Below are 18235 nucleotides of genomic sequence, written 5' to 3'. Positions count from 1 at the left end.
ATGCCGCATGAGGGTGGCAACCTGGAGCAGCTGAAGATCCTTCTGGTGGAAGATTCACCGGAAGACGCCGAGCTGTTGTCCGATCAGTTGCTCGAGGCCGGGCTGGATGCGGCATTCGAGCGCGTGGACAGCGAGCCGTCGCTGCGCGCCGCGCTGGACGACTTCCAGCCGGACATCGTGCTGTCGGACCTGAGCATGCCGGGCTTTTCCGGCCACCAGGCGCTGCGCCTGGTGCGCCAGAACGGTGCCACACCCTTCATCTTCGTCTCCGGCACCATGGGTGAGGAGACCGCGGTCAAGGCGCTGCAGGATGGCGCCAACGACTACATCATCAAGCACAACCCGACGCGCTTGCCGAGCGCGGTGATCCGCGCGATCCGCGAGGCGCGTGCGGATCTGGAACGCCAACGCGTGGAAAGCGAGCTGATGCGCGCACAGCGTCTGGAAAGCCTGGCGATGCTGGCGGCCGGTTTGAGTCACGACCTGCGCAATATCCTGCAACCGTTGTTGATCGTGCCCGACCTGCTGGCCGGGCGCACCGACGATCCGCAGCTGCGTCAGCTGGCCAACGTGGTGGCCGAATGCGGCCGGCGCGGACATGAGATGGCCGAGTCGATGCTCTCGTTCGTGCGCGGGTCCAACAAGCCCCGCGAGCAGGTGTCCATCGCCAATCTGTTCCAGGCCGTGCAGATGCTGCTCAAGAGCAGCCTGCCCGATGGGGTTCGTCTGCAGATGGACACCATCGCTGCGGATCTGACCATCGAGGCCAACTACACCGAATTGCAGCAATGCCTGCTCAACCTTGGCTTGAATGCGATCCAGGCGATGCCCGAGGGCGGCAGACTGATCCTGGCAGCCGACCGCTATGATGCCTCGCGCGTGCGCATGAGCGTGGCCGACACCGGCTTGGGCATGAGCGATGAAACCCGCGCGCGCCTGTTCAGCCCTTTCTTTACCACCAAGGCCGATGGCACCGGGTTGGGACTGATTTCGTGCAAGCGCATCATCGAAAGCTATGGCGGAAGCATCGTGGTCGATAGCCGGCTGGGCGAAGGGACGCGCTTTGACATGATCGTGCCGATGCGTGCGGTGTCGACGGCGGTGACCGAAGCCGAACTGCCGCTGCCGCTTGGCCATGGGCAGCGCATTTTGCTGGTGGATGGCGAGGCCACGCGCCTATCGCTGCTGGGCAATGCACTGTCCAGCCAGGGCTATCAGCCGCAGCTGGCCAGCGATGGCGCCGCGGCGCTGCAACTGGTGCAGCAGCACGCGATGCCGGATCTGGTGATCATCGACAGCGACATCATCCTGCTCTCGGCAGTGAGCGTGCTGCTGAGCATGCAGGAGCTGGGGTACCAGGGCCCGGCGATCGTGCTGGAAGATGTCGGTGCGCCGCTGCAACGTGCGCATTTCCCGTCGGATCTGCCGGTGCACGTACTGCGCAAGCCGCTGGAAATGCGACGGGTGTTCCGCGCCGTTTCGCATGCGCTGGAAGTGGCCTGAGACCACGTTTGCGCGCACCCGGCGCCTGCGTCGACGGGTGCAACGCGATTGCAACAGTTGACGTCCACGCCGGCCGCATGCGCGAATAACGTATGACCACCGTGCTTCTCAGCCTCGGCAGCAACGTCCAGCCGACCCACTACCTGCGCTTGGCTGTCGCCGCCCTGCGCGCGCGCTTCGGCCAGATTGTCGTGTCACCCGCGTACCGCACGCCCGCGGTGGGCTTCGATGGGCCGGACTTCGTCAACAACGCAGTGGTATTGCAGACCGATCTGGATCTGGACGCGCTGGATCACTGGCTGCATGCGCTGGAAGATGCGCATGGGCGCGATCGCAGCGGCCCGCGTTTCAGCGACCGCACCCTGGATCTGGACGTGGTGTTCTTCGGCGACCGTATCGTCGAAGGCCCCGGGCATCTGCGCATCCCGCGGCCCGAGCTCAAACACGCATTCGTGCTCAAGCCGCTGGCCGACATCGCGCCGGACTTCATCGACCCGCTGAGCGGGCAGACATTGGCAACCCTGTGGCAGGCGCATCCGCAGTACGGCAGCGCGTTTGCCACGGTGGAGCTGGATGCAGCTGCGCCGGAGTTGAGCGTCACGCAATAGCGCTGCTCTGGCAGCGCGGTTGAACGCGGCCGAGCAAGCATGCAAATAGCGCCACGGCGTGCGGACTGTCTGGCAGTGCCGCACGCGCCGAGGCGGCAACCGGGCTCACGCGCATGACAGGGATAGCGTTGCTACGCAGCGAAAGCGCGCAGGCCCCGGAAGCATCGTTCAACTGAGCTGGCGGCCGCCATCGACGTGCAGGGTATGCCCGGTGACGAAGCTGGCGTCGTCCAGCAACCAGCGCACCGCTTCGGCAATTTCCTCCGGCGTACCGATGCGCGCCAGCGGCGTGCGCGCGAGCAGCGCCTGCTTGGCGTCGGCGGATTTGCCTTCTTCCGGCCACAGGATGGCGCCAGGTGCGACCGCGTTGACACGCACGTGCGGCGCCAGTTCCAGCGCCAGCGAACGGGTCAGCATTTCCAGCGCGCTCTTGGAGGCGCCGTATAGCGGGTGATTGCGCATCGGCTGCTGCGCATGCAGATCGGTAAGGTTGACGATGGCCCCGCGCCGCTGGCGCAACTGTGCGGCGGCGGCTTGCGCGATGAAGAACGGCGCGCGTGCATTGACCGCAAATAATTCGTCCCATTGCGCCGCAGTGGCCTCACCGATGGCGGTGGGGTAGAACGCCGAGGCGTTGTTCACCACGCCATCCAGACGACCGAAGGCGGCAAGGCAGCCGGCCACCAATTGCGCAGGCGCATCGGGCAGCCGCAGATCGGCGTGCAAGGCATGCGCGCTGCCGGCGCGCCGCGCGCACAGTCCGACCACGCGTGCGTCCAGCACCTCGGCGGAGCGGTGTGCATGCAGCGCAACGCAGTAGCCGGCAGCGTGCAGCGTGGTGGCGATCTGCGCGCCGATGCGGCGGGCTGCACCGGTGATCAACACCACCTTGGGACTGTCTGTCATGACGTACTCGCTCGGCGTTGCGGAGGGCTCGGATATCCTGTGCATTGTCCACGCAACCGGTGCCCGCATGCACGCCGACCTTCCCACACCCGATCCGGACGCGCTGGCCCACAGCGACCGGCTGGCTGCGCATGTGCGCGCCGAAATCCAGGCCGCCGGCGGTGCGATTCCGTTCTCGCGCTTCATGGAGCTGGCGCTGTATGCGCCGGCCCTGGGCTATTACAGCGCCGGCGCCAGCAAGTTCGGCGAGGCCGGCGATTTCGTCACCGCCCCGGAATTGGGGCCGTTGTTTGCGGCCACCGTTTCCGGCGCGTTGGCGCCGGTATTGCAGCAGCTCGGGCCGCAGGCGCGGGTGCTGGAAGTGGGCGGCGGTAGCGGTGCGTTTGCCGAAGTCACGCTCAAGCGGCTGCTGGAACTGGACGCGTTGCCCGAGCGCTACGCGATCCTGGAGCCCAGCGCCGACCTGCGCGAACGTCAGCGCGAGCGGCTGGGGCGCAGTCTGATCACGCCGGTATTCGATCTGGTGGAATGGCTGGATGCGCCGTTCCCGGACGATTGGGATGGCGTGCTATTCGCCAACGAAGTCATCGACGCATTGCCCACGCCGCGCTTTGCACTGCGCGATGGGCAGGTGTATGAAGAAACCGTGGTGCTGGATGACCAGCAGCACTTCGCGCGCGGCGAGCAACCGGCCGATGCGTTGCTGAGTGCGGCCGTGCGTCACCTGGAGCGCTATCTGGAGCAGCCGTTCGCCGATGGCTATCGCTCCGAGTTGCTGCCGCAGTTGCCGTACTGGATCCAGGCGGTCGCCGGCGGTTTGAAGCGTGGCGCGATGTTGTTCGTCGACTACGGTTACCCGCGCGGCGAGTTCTATCGTGCGCAGCGCGAGGACGGTACCTTGCGTGCGTTTTACCGGCATCGCATGCATGAAGATCTCTACCGTTGGCCGGGTCTGCAGGATCTGACCGCATCGGTGGACTTCACCGCGTTGGCCGAGGCAGGCACCGGCGCAGGTTTCGAGTTGGCCGGGTATTGCACGCAAGCAAGCTTCCTGCTCGGCAATGGGCTGGACGCATTGTTGGCGCAGGCCGATACGCGCACCGATGAAGTGGGGCGCATGCGTCTGCGCGAACAGATCAAGCGGCTGACCCTGCCCAACGAGATGGGCGAGCGGTTCCAGGTGATGGGCTTCTCGCGCGATGTCGATTTTGCCCCTGCATTCCTGTCCGGCGATCTGACATGGCGGTTGTGAGTTCGGCACTACGACCGTTTCACCGGCCGCGGTTGTGGGTGGGCCTGTGGATCGCTGCGATCGTCGTGGTCATTGCCGTGTGCCTGGGGCCACCGCCGGAGTTTCCGGAGTTGCCGTCCAACAGCGACAAGGCCGAGCATTTCCTGACCTTCGCGCTGTTGTGTTGGGGAGCGGTACAGTTGTTTGCGACTCGACGCGCACTGGTGTTTGCCGCCTTCGGGCTGGTGCTGCTGGGCATCGGCATCGAAATCGCGCAAGGCGCGCTGACCACCAATCGCAGCGCCGACCCATACGATGCATTGGCCGATACGCTGGGCATTCTCGCCGGGCTATGTCTGGCATGGACGCCATTGCGATTTGTGATGTTGCGGATCGATCAACGCCTGTTTGGACGGCGGTGACGGTGATTGAACGATGCCTCGGCAGGCCAGGTGCCTGCCCGCTGCCGTAAACGGAGCCGGACGCCGATGCGGTCCTGGTTGCCTGGCCGCGTGTTGCCGCAGCGATGTAAGGCATCGCGCGCCACGACCGCTTGCCCACGGCAGCGTACCGGGGCCGCGGCGGGGCGCCAGTTGCCGGCTTGGCGATGACGGTTCATGCAGCCGCTACGCTGCGGACCAGCGATTCGCACGTCGCCACCGCTGCCGCTGCCGTTACAGCTTCATTCTCAGCCCGAGATACAGCTGCCGTCCGGCCGCGGGCGAGAACATGGGCTGCGCCTGTGCCCAGAAGAAGCTGTCGTACCACACGTAGGCATACTCGCGACCGGTGGCATTGCGGACCTGCACGTCCACGCTCCAGTTCGGGTTGATCGTATAGCGCGCCGTGAGGTCGAGCGTCGCAAAACCGCCGTACTTGCCTGCCACGTTGCGCTCCTCGAGGTAGTAGTCGCCCTGGGCGCGTCCCTGCAGGCCCAGTTGCAACGCCTGGGTCGCGCGGTAGTCCACGCCGATGTTGCTGATGTAGCGGGGCGTGGCGATGACTTCGTTGCCTTGCAGCGAAAGCGCGGCGGCGCGGTCGTCGCGCGTGATCTTGGCTTCCTGGTAGGCATGCGATGCCCAGAGCGTCCATCGATCGCCCAGCTGTGCGCTGATCTGCGCATCCACGCCGCGGCGACGCGTCTTGCCCAAGGTGACGGTAGTGCCGGTGGCCGGCATGTTCGAGACTTCGTTTTCCGCATCCTGTTGCCAGACGGCGATACGCGCCTGACTGCCTGCAAATGGGCTGAATTTCATGCCCAGCTCGACGCCGGTGTTGGTGGAAGGGCGGATGCCGGCTTGCCCTGGGGTGAGATAGGCCGGGGCGGTGGAGCCGGTCAACACCTGGAAGGTACGGCCCCAGTTGGCATACACATTGGTGGTCGGGGTCAGGGCGTAGATCACGCTGAGTTTGGGCTGCCCGATGCTGCCGTAACGCTGCAGCGGTGCGCGCACCGCGCCCGGCAGCTGGGTGTCGCCGTCGAAGCGGTCCACGCGATAGGCCGGCACCAGCTTCAGGGCCTCGACCGGCTGATAGATGGCCTGCACGTAGGCGCCCCAATTGTTGAATGTATAGCGGTCGTCGTTCTGGATGCGCGCTGGCGCTGCGGTGAAGTCGGTGGGCTCGGCATAGTTGAAGCGCTCGCGCCGGTACCCATTGTCTTGATGTTCGTAGTTGATGCCGCCTTCCAGGGTCAGCAGGTCATTGGCGCGCCAGGTCAGGGTGTTGAGCATGCCCACCTGCGTTTCGTCCCAGCGTCGACGCTGACGCGGCGCATTGCCGGTGGGCAGGTCGCTGAAGGTCACCCGGCGGTCGTCCTCGTAGCGGTTGTAGTAAAGCTTGCTGCCCAGGAACAGGGCATCGGTCAGTTTCAGGTCCAGGTGCACGCCGGCCTGCTGCATGTCGCGGTCGTCGCCATCATTGCGGTTGCGGCGGTCCGAGCTGCGACGGTCGGTCTGCAGCTCTGCTGCGGTCATGAAGCCCGGCTCGTCGGCCTGGTTGCGGTACGCGCGTGCCGTCAGGCCGATGCGCATGCCCTCGTCGAGATTGCCGTAGAACCACTTGCCGCCCAGCACATACTTACTGGAACGATCGTGCGCACGATAGCCATCCGATGCCTGTGCGCCGATGAAGTAGTTCTGCGCGAATCCGTCGCGTTCGCGCCCTATCGCGATCTGCGCATCGCGGCTGGCGTAACTGCCGTAGGCAACGCGGGCATCGGTGTAGCTGCCGCCCTGGCGGGTGCCGAAGTTGATGTTGCCGCCGATGTTGTGCAGCCCGTAGCGCGGATCGTTGGTGCCACGCACCACCTCGATGTAGCTGATTTCCAGCGGAAACAGCATGTCGATGAAACGCTGGTTGCCGCTGTTGACGTTGCTGGGAATGCCGTCGATCAGGGTCTTGATCGCATTGAGATAGCCCTCGCCGTTGAAGGCGCGGAAGCTGACCTTGCCCGATTCGGCGCCCTGACGGGTTTCGGTCAACTGCATGCCGGGCATCTGCCCGAGCAATTCCCAGCTGTAGGACACGTTCTTGTCCTCGATCTGGTCGGCGCCCAGGACATCTACCGACGTCAGCACCTGATGCGCACTGAGCTGGCCTTCGTGATGTTGATGGACGTCGACCTTGCCAAGCGTCAGCGCTGAATCGGAGGACTGCGCGCGTGCGTCGGCAGCAAACAGCAGAGCGGCGACAGTCGCCACGAGGGGATGGATCTTCATGAAGCGGGCGATACCTGCGGGCCAGTGGAATCGTGTCAGTAATGACATGTTATAACATATTCTGACAAATTCAATTCGCGTCGCGCTGCTGCCGTCTTTGGGGACAGTCAGCAAGTCATTGTGTTGCACGCCTGATGGGCCGCTTGCGTGTCGGCGATGCGCCGCTCGCAGCGTGGGGAACAGCCAACAGCCAACAGCACTGCAGGCGATGCAGGTGCCATGTCGCTCCGCGTTGGCGGCGGATGGGGTCGATCCCGCCGGCGCGGTGTTGCGCTGCTTATCCGGGCATGCGCACTGCGCGCTCGCGCAGCCACTTGGTGGCCACCCACTTTTCGCCGGCCAAGACCGGCGCGCCGGCGTGCAGGCTGCGCGTCATCGGATGCGGGCGGTCGTAGCTGAAAAACACTGCATTGCCCTTGACCGCAGCGACATCCAGATGCGCGTCAGGAAAACGCGTCGCGCCGCCGCGTTCTGGCGTATTGAGGTACATCACCAGCGAGGCGACGCGTTGCCCGCCGGCCTGCAACAATACCGGGGTGCCGGCTGCGTCCGGGTCGAAGTAATCGTAGTGCGGCCGGTATTCGGCACCGGTGCCGTAGCGCAGTACCTGCAACCCTTCGCCGTGATCGACTGGCCAGTCGATCAGGCGCGCGATGCGCGCTTCGATACGTTGGCACAGCGCATCCTGGCCCACGCGCAGACACATGCTGTCGCTGGTGCGTGCTGCATGCACCACGTGCTCTCCGTTCGCATTGTCCACGGTGCGCGAGCGCGCCAGGCGCGGGCGGGCCAAGGCGATCAATGCATCGCATTCACCGCCGGAAAGAAAACCGCCGAGTACCACCACGCGCGGCAGCAACAGGCTGACCAAGACGCGTACCTCGCGGTCGCCCAAGGCAAGCAGTGATGCATCGGTGTCCTGTTGCAACGCGGGCACGCGCACCGGCATCGGCAAGCCGTTTGCTTGCGCGTGTTGTTGGATGTGGGCACGGACCAGTGCCTCGACCGCATCGATGGCGTCCTGTTCGTTCCAGCCTTGATCCAGGAGCGGCTGTAGCGCTTGCTCGGGCGGATGGCCGGCCACGGCTTGCGCCACGATCCAGTCGGCCAGCGGGCTCGGGATGTCTGTGTGTGTCATCGCTCTACATTGCATGGCGGTGTGTGGCATTGGTATGTCAATTGTGTCGCGGTAAGACAAATGACACAGATGCCCCCTATAAAAGTGACGGGGATCTTGAACGTGCTCGCCACTGCAGTGTGCGCAACGCCACCAATTCTTGACGACTCCTCTTCATACCGGACCCTTTGACCTGGAGATCAGCCGCATGGCCGTTCGCAACAGCAGTAAGACACTTCTCATGACGTTTGGTACCGCACTGGCGCTGTCGGCCTGTGGTGGCGGAGCCGACCGTGTCGCCTCGCCAGGGGAAGGTGCATTCCCGCCTGCACCGGCCCCCACACCGACGCCGGCGCCCACGCCTGCACCAACGCCGGCACCCGCACCGAGCGGCCCGGCCGCCGATTGCCCGAGCGGTTTTTCCAACGTCGGCACCATCGCCAACAACACGCTACGCGCCTGCCAGTTGCCGGAAACCATCAACGGCAACCTGGTAGTGCCGGCGCGCACGGGCACCGTGTATTCGATCAGCGGTCGCGTCAATGTAGGCACCGACCGCGGCGGCAACGCCACCGCACCGGCCGCTGGCAGCACGCAGGGCATTTTGACCATCGAGCCGGGCGTGACCCTGTTCGGGTCGGCCGGTAGCGACTACGTCGTGGTCAATCGCGGTTCGCAGATCTTTGCCGAAGGCAACGCGACTGCGCCGATCGTCTTCACCGCGCGTCAGGCGCTGGAGAGCACGGTCAGTGCCAACACCATCGGCCTGTGGGGCGGCATCGTGGTGCTGGGGCGTGCGGCGATCAACAACTGCCCGGGCACCACGGTGTCCGGTACGCCGGAATGTCAGGCGCAGGTCGAGGGGACCAACGCGTTCTATGGCGGCAACAACGCCACCGACAACAGCGGTTCGATGCGCTACCTGCGCGTGATGTATTCGGGCTTCGAAATTTCGCCCAATAACGAACTGCAGGGCATCACGCTGGCGGGTGTGGGGAGCGGTACCAAGCTGGATTATGTGCAGATCCACAACAGCTCCGACGACGGCATCGAATGGTTCGGCGGTACGGTCAACGGTAGCCATCTGGTCATCACCGGTGCCGACGACGATTCGCTGGATACCGATGCAGGCTGGAACGGTGCACTGCAGTTCGGCATCGTGGTGCAGCGTGCCGGCGGCGGCGATCGCATGAACGAGTGGAGCAGCTTGCGTCGCCAGCCGTATTCGCGCCCGAAGGTGGCCAATTTCACCTACGTGGGCAATGCGCGCGCCGGCGCGGCGATCATGCTCAACCAGGGCACGCAGGCCGCGTTCTACAACTCGGTGGTCACCCGTCCTGCGGGCGGCACCGGTGATGGCCTGGTGTGCTTCAACCTGGCCGATACCGACACGCTCGGCACCTTCAACTCGGTGTTCTTCGCCTGCCCGACGGCATTCGGCAGCGACGCGCGTGCCGCCAGCCAGTTTGCGGCCGGTACCAACAACGTCGCCAATGGCGTGTCCACATTGCAGAACACCTTCGTCAATGGCGCCAATGAAAACGCAGTGCCGGCATTCCAGGGCTTGAACGGGGTGAGCAGCTTCTTCCAGCAGGTGAACTACATCGGTGGCGTGCGCGATGCCAACGACACCTGGTGGCAGGGCTGGACCTGCGGCCTGACCGCCGATCGTCCCTGCTGAGGCATTGCATCGCAGGGCGGCCATCGGTCGCCTTGCGATGCGTCCAGCTTCATCTTTCTGTTGCCAGGGCTCCCACGATGCGAACCTCTGCTGTTGCCCGTCTGTCGCGGACGGGCCTGTCTCTTTCCATTTCCACCCTGCTGATGTCCGGCGCCGCCATGGCGCAGTCGACCGCCAGCGACGCCGATACCGGCAGCGGTACGTCCAGCGCGGCCGGTACCAGTGTGCCCAAGCAACTCGACCAGGTCGTGGTGCGTGGCGACTACATTCCCGAGCCGATGCTGCAAACCTCCGAAGTGGCCTCGTTCGTGACGCGCGAAGACATGGAGCGCACCGGCGACAGCAGCGCCGCGGTGGCGCTGACGCGTGTCACCGGGCTGAGCCTGTCGCGCGGCAAGTATGTGTATGTACGCGGCCTGGGCGAGCGCTATTCGTCTGCGTTGTTCAACGGTTCGCCGCTGCCCAGCCCCGAGCCGATGCAGCGCGTGGTGCCGTTGGACCTGTTCCCCAGCGACGTGCTGGCCAGCGTGACCGTGCAGAAGACCTATTCGGCCGATTATCCGGGCGAATTCGGCGGCGGCGTGATCGATCTGCAATCGCTGGCGGTCCCCGACAAGCCGTTCCTCTCGCTGACCGTGGGCGGCGGCGCCAACAGCGTCAGCACCGGCGAAAAAGGCCTGACCTATTACGGCTCCGGCGATGACGCGTGGGGCGTTGATGATGGTACGCGCAAGCAGCCTGCTGCCTTGCGCGATGCGATCAGGACCGGCCGCCGTGTCGATCTGGGCAGCTTTTCGCGCGAGGACATCCGTCGCATCGGCCGCAGTTTGAACGATGCCAACCTGTATGTGCTGCAGGAAAGGGACAGCATCGCTCCGGACGTCAATGTCGGCGGCAGCGCCGGTTACAGCATGGACGTGGGCGAGGCCAAGCTGGGCATTATCGCGGTGGCCAGCTACGACAACGAATGGCGCACGCGCAGCGGCAAGCAGCAGGACGGCATCTTTGTCGGCGACAGCGTCGAGTTCAATTCCGATTACGACTTCGCCACCACCCGCAACAACGTGCGCAGCAACGGCATGCTGGGGCTGGGCTGGGAATATGGCCGGCATACCATCGGCTGGACCACGTTGTACGTGCACGACACCTTGAAGGTGGCGCGCAGCCGCGCCGGCCGCGATGAGTTGGCCGGTTTCGATGTGCGCGACGACAATACCGAGTGGTACGCGCGGCAGTTGATCAACAACCAGCTTCGCGGCTCGCACGCCTTCGGCGAATACGACGACCTGAAGATCGAATGGCGCGCTGCAGTGGCCAATGCCAGCCGCGATGTGCCCTACGAAACTGGTATTCGCTACGAGCTGCTGGATGGCTATTGGGCGCACGATGCCTCGCGCGTGCAGAACTACACGCGCTTCAGCAAGGTCGACGACAAGGTCGCCAGCGGCGGCGTGGATGTCAGCTGGCGCTTGCCGATCGAGCACGATTTCACCGTCAAGGGCGGTCTGGCCTATCTGGACAACGACCGCAGCGCGTGGAGCCGCGAATTCCGCTTCCTGGCGCTGGATGGCCCGCTGCCGTTCCTGAACCAGTATCAGCGCGTGGATTATCTGTTCTCCGACTACAACCTCAGCAACGATCTGCTGCGGCTGCGCGAAACCACCGGCAGTTTCGGTGCGGCGGCCTACAACGCGACCTTGAAGGTCAAGGCGGCGTATCTGCAGGCAGAAGGCGAGATCATGCCGACGTTGCGCGCCACGGTCGGTGTGCGCTACGAAGATGCCACCCAGGCGGTGCATCCGTACGACATCTTCAGCGGCACGCGCCAGGACGGCGTGGCACCGTTGCAGAACAGTTATGCGTTGCCGTCGGCCACGGTCACCTGGAACCTTGCCGAGAACCAGCAGCTGCGCTTTGGCGCATCCAAGACCATTGCACGCCCGCAGTTCCGCGAAATGGCGCCACAGCAATATCTGGACCCGGACATTGACCGTCAGTTCTTCGGCAACCCGTTCCTGGTCGATAGCGAGCTGGTCAATCTGGATGCACGCTACGAATGGTTCTTCGAACCGGGCCAGTACGTCACCATCGGCGCGTTCTACAAGGACATCGACAAGCCGATCGAGGCCATCGTCAACGACGCACCGGGCGGCGGTATCGTGCAGAGCTTCATCAATGCGCCCAAGGCCAACCTCTACGGCATCGAGCTGGAGGCCAAGACGTATCTGGACGTGCTGATCGCAGCAGACTGGTGGGGCGACAACCGCGTGTTCGTGTCCGGCAACTACACGCGCACCACGTCCAAGGTGAGTGCCAGCGACGGCGATACCGTGCAGCCGTACGGTTTCAGTACGCCGGTGCAGGCGAGCCTGTTCATTCGCGATGGTTCCGCGTTGCAGGGCCAGTCCGACGACATCGCCAATCTGCAGATCGGTGTGGAGAGCGAGCGCACGCACAGCCAGGCGACGTTGATCGCCAACTACGTGGGCGAGCGGGTGTCCGCGCGTGGTCGCCCCGGGCAGCCGGATTACATCGACAAGCCGGGCACCTCGCTGGATTTGGTGATCAAGAAGGGACTGGCGTGGTCGGGCGATACGGTGTCGGTCAATTTTGCCGCGCGCAACCTGCTCAAGACCAAGTACCAGGAGTATCAGAAGGTGGGGAGCAATCGGGTCGACCTGTACACCTACCAGCCCGGCATCAGCTATGACATCAGTGTGACAGCACGCTTCTGATCTGAGGCGCAGTTGCAAGTGCCGCAAACGCCCGCTGTGCATTGCATGGCGGGCGTTCGCATTTTGTCGTGTGGCACCGTGTGTCGGCCTGTGTCATCGGTTTCTTCGAACTGACACATTGCCGCCGCATTCTGTCATCCAATCGAAATCCTAAGACGGATGTCCGCTTTGCAACGCGCCTGGCCCTCGTTGAATTCCTTGTTGCTGACGCCGGGCGTTCGCACGGCGGTGGCGGGCGGTGTGGTCGCATTGCTGGTGCTGCAAGGTGTGCGTCTGCTGTGGCTGGTGCTCACGCCGATCGGGCCGTTGGGCACGGCGCAGACCGGTGCGGTCGCTACGCTCGACGTGTCCGCATTGCTTCGCGATGTGTTCCATCGCAGCGCGTCCGACGCCAATAGCGATGGCATCGTGCTGCATGGCGTGCGTGTTGGCGGCAGCCAGGCGGCTGCCTATCTGAGCGGCAATGATGGCCGGCAAGGCGCGTACCGCGCAGGCGACACGGTGACGCCCGGCGTTGTGGTCCAGGCGATCGCGGCCGATCATGTGCTGCTGCGCGCTGGCGGCAGTGTACGTCGCATCGCATTGCGTGAATCTGCTACTGCAGCGCTCCCTCCAGCGGGAACGGGCGTCACCGCGTCGGCTGCGGTTGCGGCAGCTGTGCAATCGAATGTCGCCACGGCAGCAGACCCGACCGCGGCCACCGCCGTCGACCCGCAGCAGTTGCTCGCCAGCGCGGGTCTGCGGGCCAGCGCCGAGGGTGACGGCTTCACCCTCATGCCGCGCGGCGATGGCGCGTTGCTGCGTCAGGCCGGCTTGGCGCCGGGCGATGTGCTGACCCAGATCAATGGCCGCCCGCTCGATGCAGAACATCTGCGCGAACTGCAGGACGAACTGCGCAATGGCCAGAGCGCCACGCTGACCTACCGCCGCGACGGCCAGACCCGCACCATGACCTTGAAGCGCCCGCAATGACTGCCGTTCGCCCGCTCTGGCTGCTCTCGGCCACGTTGTTGCTCGCAGTGCCCGCGGTGCCGATGACCGCACTGCATGCCGCCGATGCGCCGGCAGTGCGCCTGCAGGACGTGGACCTGCGCGCCTTCATCCAGGACGTCTCGCGTGCCACCGGCATCACCTTCATCGTGGATACGCGCGTGCAGGGCTCGGTCAACGTGGCGCGTGCGCAGGCGATGTCCGAAGCCGATCTGCTGGGCATGCTGCTGGCCGTGCTACGCGCCAATGGATTGATTGCGGTGTCCAGCGGACCGGCGACCTATCGCATCATTCCCGACGACACTGCCGCGCAACAGCCCGGCAGCGCCGGCAATGGCAACCTGGGGTTCGCCACGCAGGTCTTCACCCTGCAGCGCGTGGACGCACGCAGCGCCGCGGAGATTCTCAAGCCGTTGATCGGGCGCGGTGGCGTGATCATGGCGATGCCGCAAGGCAATAGCCTGTTGATCGCCGACTATGCCGATAACCTGCGCCGCATCCGCACGTTGGTGGCGCAGATCGATACCGACCGTGCGGCCATCGATACGGTGACGCTGCGCAATAGCTCGGCGCAGGAACTGGCGCGCACCTTGACCTCGCTGTTCGGGCAAGGCGGCGAGCGCAGTAACGTGTTGTCGGTGCTGCCGGTGGAAAGCAGCAATTCCTTGATCGTGCGTGGCGATCCCGCACTGGTGCAGCGCGTGGTACGTACTGCAGTCGATCTGGACGGGCGCGCCGAGCGCCGCGGCGACGTCAGCGTGGTGCGCTTGCAACACGCCAGTGCCGAGCAACTATTGCCGGTGTTGCAGCAGTTGGTCGGCCAGACTCCAGGCAATGAGGCGCAGGCCGGACAGGATACTCGCACCAATGCGGTGGATGTGGCCGCCGCGACCGGCGCTGCGCAGGCGCAGGTGATCGCACCGGCCGCAGGCAAGCGCCCGGTGATCGTGCGTTACCCAGGCTCCAACGCGTTGATCATCAACGCCGACCCGGAGACCCAGCGCGCCTTGATAGACGTGATCCGGCAGCTGGATGTGCATCGCGAGCAGGTATTGGTCGAAGCGATCGTGGTGGAGATTTCCGACACCGCCGCCAAGCGCCTGGGCGTGCAGCTGCTGCTGGCCGGCCGCAACGGCACCGTACCGTTGATCGCCACGCAATACAGCGGCGCGTCGCCCGGCATCGTGCCGTTGGCCGCTGCGGCGGCTGGCACGCGCAGCGGCAATGCCGACGACGACTCGGTGCTGGAACAGGCGCGCAACGTGGCTGCGCAGTCGCTGCTGGGCTTGAGTGGCGGCTTGATCGGCCTGGCTGGGCAAAGCAACGATGCGGTGTTCGGCATGATCATCGATGCGGTCAAGAGCGACACCGGCTCCAACCTGTTGTCAACGCCCTCGATCATGACCCTGGATAACGAGCAGGCGCGCATCCTGGTGGGCCAGGAAGTGCCGATCACCACCGGCGAAGTGCTCGGTGCGGCCAACGACAACCCGTTCCGCACCATCCAGCGCCAGGACGTGGGCGTGGAGCTGGAAGTGCGCCCGCAGATCAACACCGCCGGCGGCATCACGCTGGCGATCAAGCAGGAAGTCTCGGCCATTGCCGGTCCGGTCAGCGCGCAATCGTCGGAGCTGGTGTTCAACAAGCGCCAGATCGAAACGCGCGTGGTGGTGGAGAACGGTGCCATCGTGGCGCTTGGCGGCCTGCTCGATCAGAACGACCGTCAGACCGTGGAGAAGGTGCCGCTGCTTGGCGATGTGCCCGGCCTGGGCGCGTTGTTCCGGCACAAGTCGCGCAACCGCGACAAGACCAACCTGATGGTATTCATTCGCCCCACCATCATTCGCGATGCAGCCGATGCCCAGCGCATGACCGCGCCGCGCTACAACTACCTGCGCGACCGCCAGTTGGCCGATGGCGACCCGGAAGCGGCGCTGGATGTGTTGGTGCGCGACTACTTGCGTGCGCAGCCGCCGCAGTTGCCGGCAGGTCCATCGCCCGTTGCGCCGGCACCGACACCTGCGCCCGGCGCACGTCCCGTGCAACGTTGATGCCATGAGCACTGCGCGCGCCAGAATTTCCTATGCATTCGCCAAGCGCCACGGCGTGGTGCTGCTTGGCAGCGACACCACGGCGCAGATCGGCCTGCGCGAAGGTGGCGATGTGCAGGCCTTGATCGAGCTGCGCCGCGCGTTGGGCATGCCGCTGCAGGTGCGCACGCTGGCAGCCCCCGTGTTCGACCGGCATGTGTCGGAGATCTACGCCGATGCCGGGCTGGAGCAAGGGGTGCAGGTGGAAGCGCTGGACCTGCATGGCAGCCTGGATTCGTTGATCGACGACATCCCCACCGCCGATCTGCTCGACAGCCAGGACGATGCGCCGATCATCCGCCTGATCAACGGCATCATCGCCGAGGCCGCACGGCTGGGTGCATCCGACGTGCATCTGGAATCCTACGAATCGCGCTTGCGTGTGCGCCTGCGCGTGGATGGCGTGATGCGCGAGGCGGCCACGCTACCCGGACGCATCGCGCCGCTGCTGGTGTCGCGTGTCAAGGTGATGGCGCGGCTGGATATCGCCGAAAAACGCATCCCGCAGGACGGGCGTGTGTCGCTGGTGATGGGGGCCAAGGCGCTGGATGTGCGCGTCTCCACCTTGCCCACGCGCGGCAGCGAGCGGGTGGTGCTGCGTATTCTGGATAAGGAACAGGGCACGCTGTCGCTGGCGCAACTGGGCATGCCACCTGTGGTGATGCACACCGTGCAGCGTGCACTGCAGGTGCCCAATGGCATCGTGCTGGTCACCGGGCCCACCGGTTCGGGCAAGACCACGACCTTGTACGCGTCGCTGAGCCTGCTCAACGATGGCTCGCGCAACATCCTCACCGTGGAAGACCCGGTGGAGTACGCCATCGACGGCGTCGGCCAGACCCAGGTCAACGCACGCGTCGGCATGACCTTCGCCGCCGGCCTGCGTGCGATTCTGCGCCAGGACCCGGACGTGGTGATGATCGGCGAGATCCGCGATACCGAGACCGCGCAGATTGCGGTGCAGGCCAGCCTCACCGGCCATCTGGTGCTCTCCACCGTGCACACCAACGATGCGGTGGGTGCAGTCACGCGGCTGCGCGACATGGGCATCGAACCCTTCTTACTCGCCTCCAGCTTGCGGCTGATCCTGGCGCAGCGGCTGGTGCGGCGCTTGTGTTCGCAGTGCCGTAGCGAGCGTTCGATCGATACCGGCACGCGTCAACTGCTGGATGCGCCGGCCGATGCAGCGATCTACACCGCCGTGGGTTGCAACGTCTGCCACCACAGCGGTTATGCCGGGCGCGTGGGCATCTACGAAGCGATTGCGGTGGACGATGCGATGCGCCGTTTGATCGGCGACAACGCCGACGAACACGCGCTGGCTGCTGTCGCCTTCGCACGCGCGCCGCGGCTGGGCGAGGCCGCACGCGCGGCCGTGCTGCAGGGCCTGACCACGTTGGAAGAAGCGCTGCGTGTGACCCGCCAACAGGACGACGCGCATGCCGCAGTTTGATTACACCGTGCTCGATCTGCATGGGCGTAACCGGCACGGCGTGATCAGTGCCGACAGCATAAACAGCGCACGTGCGCAGCTGGAACAGCGCCAATGGGTGCCGGTGCGTGTGGAAGTTGCGGCCGCGACCGCCAGCACGGCCGTGCGCGTGGCGCGCTTCAGTGGCAAGGATCTGGTGCTGTTCACCCGCCAGCTCGCCACGCTGGTGGAGACCGCACCGCTGGAAGAGGCCTTGCGCACCATCGGCACACAGTCCGAACGCCGCGGCGTGCGTCGGGTCACCAGCCAGACACACGCATTGGTGGTCGAAGGATTCCGCCTGTCCGATGCGATGGCACGCCAGGGCAAGGCGTTTCCTGCGTTGTATCGCGCGATGGTGGCCGCCGGCGAAAGCGCGGGTGCGTTGCCGCAGGTGCTGGAACGACTGGCCGATCTGCTCGAACGCCAGGCACAGGTGCGCAGCAAGTTGCAGTCTGCATTGGTCTATCCGGCAGCGCTGGCAGCGACCGCCGGTGCGGTGGTGATCGTGCTGATGACCTTCGTGGTGCCCAAGGTGGTGGACCAGTTCGATTCGATGGGCCGCGCCTTGCCGTTGCTGACGCGCGTGGTGATCGGCGTGTCGCATTTCCTGCTGCACGCAGGCATCCCGCTGCTGATCGTCCTGGTGCTGGCGCTGGTTGCAACGGTGCAGCTGCTCAAACGCCCGGCGCTGCGTCTTGCAGCGGACCGGGCGCTATTGCGCGCGCCACTGCTGGGCCGGTTGATCCGCGATCTGCACGCCGCACGCATGGCACGCACCCTGGCGATCATGGTCAACAGCGGCCTGCCATTGATGGAGGGGCTGATGATCGCTGCGCGCACCGTGGACAACCGCGCATTGCGGCTGGCCACCGACACCATGGTCACTGCGATCCGCGAAGGCGGCAGTCTGGCCGCGGCCCTGAAGCGCGCGGCGGTGTTTCCGCCAACGCTGCTGTACATGGCCTCCAGTGGCGAAAACAGCGGACGCCTGGCACCGATGCTGGAGCGTGCCGCCGATTACCTGGAGCGCGAATTCGAGGCCTTCACCACCGCCGCAATGAGCCTGTTGGAGCCGGCCATCATCGTGCTGCTCGGCGGCGTGGTGGCGGTGATCGTGTTGTCGATCCTGCTGCCCATCCTGCAATTCAACACCCTCGCGCTTGGCTGAGCGCGGCCGCTT

At 65.2% G+C, this 18235-nt stretch carries 13 protein-coding genes; 10 read left to right on the top strand and 3 right to left on the bottom strand.

Going from position 1 to position 18235, the window contains the following annotated elements:
• Positions 1–1503 carry a response regulator gene (locus J7360_RS03470; RefSeq protein WP_209033262.1) on the top strand — a complete coding sequence of 501 codons (1503 nt, stop codon included), beginning with the start codon at positions 1–3 and terminating at the stop codon, positions 1501–1503.
• Between the two features lie 92 nt (positions 1504–1595).
• A complete protein-coding gene (gene folK / locus J7360_RS03465) occupies positions 1596–2111 on the top strand; it encodes a 2-amino-4-hydroxy-6-hydroxymethyldihydropteridine diphosphokinase (protein ID WP_057662542.1) in 516 nt (171 codons plus the stop codon).
• 168 nt (positions 2112–2279) lie between these two features.
• Here the strand turns inward: folK and J7360_RS03460 are convergent, their stop codons facing one another.
• Positions 2280–3017: a pteridine reductase gene (locus J7360_RS03460; protein ID WP_057662539.1), complete on the bottom strand. Its 738-nt coding sequence runs from the start codon at positions 3015–3017 to the stop codon at positions 2280–2282.
• Between J7360_RS03460 and J7360_RS03455 the strand changes: the two genes are divergently transcribed.
• Entirely contained in the window at positions 3016–4269 is a 1254-nt protein-coding gene (locus J7360_RS03455; protein ID WP_176215050.1) for a class I SAM-dependent methyltransferase, read from the top strand. The two genes, J7360_RS03460 and J7360_RS03455, sit on opposite strands and share 2 nt — an antisense overlap.
• Complete coding sequence (locus J7360_RS03450) at positions 4257–4670, top strand: VanZ family protein (protein WP_007972755.1); 414 nt, start codon at positions 4257–4259, stop codon at positions 4668–4670. Before J7360_RS03455 ends, J7360_RS03450 begins: the two co-directional genes overlap by 13 nt.
• Positions 4671–4922: 252 nt before the next feature.
• Here J7360_RS03450 and J7360_RS03445 read toward each other — a convergent pair whose 3' ends face one another.
• Together J7360_RS03445 and J7360_RS03440 are read right to left on the bottom strand one after the other, a co-directional pair.
• Positions 4923–6968, bottom strand: a complete 2046-nt coding sequence (locus J7360_RS03445; protein ID WP_209033260.1) for a TonB-dependent receptor — start codon at positions 6966–6968, stop codon at positions 4923–4925.
• 277 nt (positions 6969–7245) lie between these two features.
• Positions 7246–8106: a 2OG-Fe(II) oxygenase gene (locus J7360_RS03440; RefSeq protein ID WP_209033258.1), complete on the bottom strand. Its 861-nt coding sequence runs from the start codon at positions 8104–8106 to the stop codon at positions 7246–7248.
• Between the two features lie 187 nt (positions 8107–8293).
• Here J7360_RS03440 and J7360_RS03435 point away from each other — a divergent pair, with 187 nt between their 5' ends.
• From J7360_RS03435 to gspF, 6 genes are all read left to right on the top strand, one after another.
• A complete protein-coding gene (locus J7360_RS03435) occupies positions 8294–9766 on the top strand; it encodes a hypothetical protein (protein WP_022558245.1) in 1473 nt (490 codons plus the stop codon).
• Between the two features lie 77 nt (positions 9767–9843).
• Complete coding sequence (locus J7360_RS03430) at positions 9844–12501, top strand: TonB-dependent receptor (RefSeq protein WP_209033256.1); 2658 nt, start codon at positions 9844–9846, stop codon at positions 12499–12501.
• 159 nt (positions 12502–12660) lie between these two features.
• Positions 12661–13473: a type II secretion system protein N gene (locus tag J7360_RS03425; RefSeq protein WP_209033254.1), complete on the top strand. Its 813-nt coding sequence runs from the start codon at positions 12661–12663 to the stop codon at positions 13471–13473.
• Positions 13470–15542, top strand: a complete 2073-nt coding sequence (gene gspD / locus J7360_RS03420) for a type II secretion system secretin GspD (protein ID WP_057662521.1) — start codon at positions 13470–13472, stop codon at positions 15540–15542. Before J7360_RS03425 ends, gspD begins: the two co-directional genes overlap by 4 nt.
• Positions 15493–17034, top strand: coding sequence for a type II secretion system ATPase GspE (gspE, locus tag J7360_RS03415; RefSeq protein WP_057662518.1), 1542 nt, complete (start codon positions 15493–15495; stop codon positions 17032–17034). The genes gspD and gspE overlap by 50 nt, the downstream gene beginning before the upstream one ends.
• Entirely contained in the window at positions 17021–18223 is a 1203-nt protein-coding gene (gene gspF / locus J7360_RS03410) for a type II secretion system inner membrane protein GspF (protein ID WP_057662516.1), read from the top strand. The genes gspE and gspF overlap by 14 nt, the downstream gene beginning before the upstream one ends.
• Positions 18224–18235 lie beyond the last annotated feature (12 nt).

The organism is Xanthomonas sp. D-99, from assembly GCF_017746145.1.
GTDB lineage: Bacteria > Pseudomonadota > Gammaproteobacteria > Xanthomonadales > Xanthomonadaceae > Xanthomonas > Xanthomonas cissicola.
Note: the sequence above shows the minus strand (reverse complement) of the source record. Positions and strands in the feature narration are given on the sequence as shown.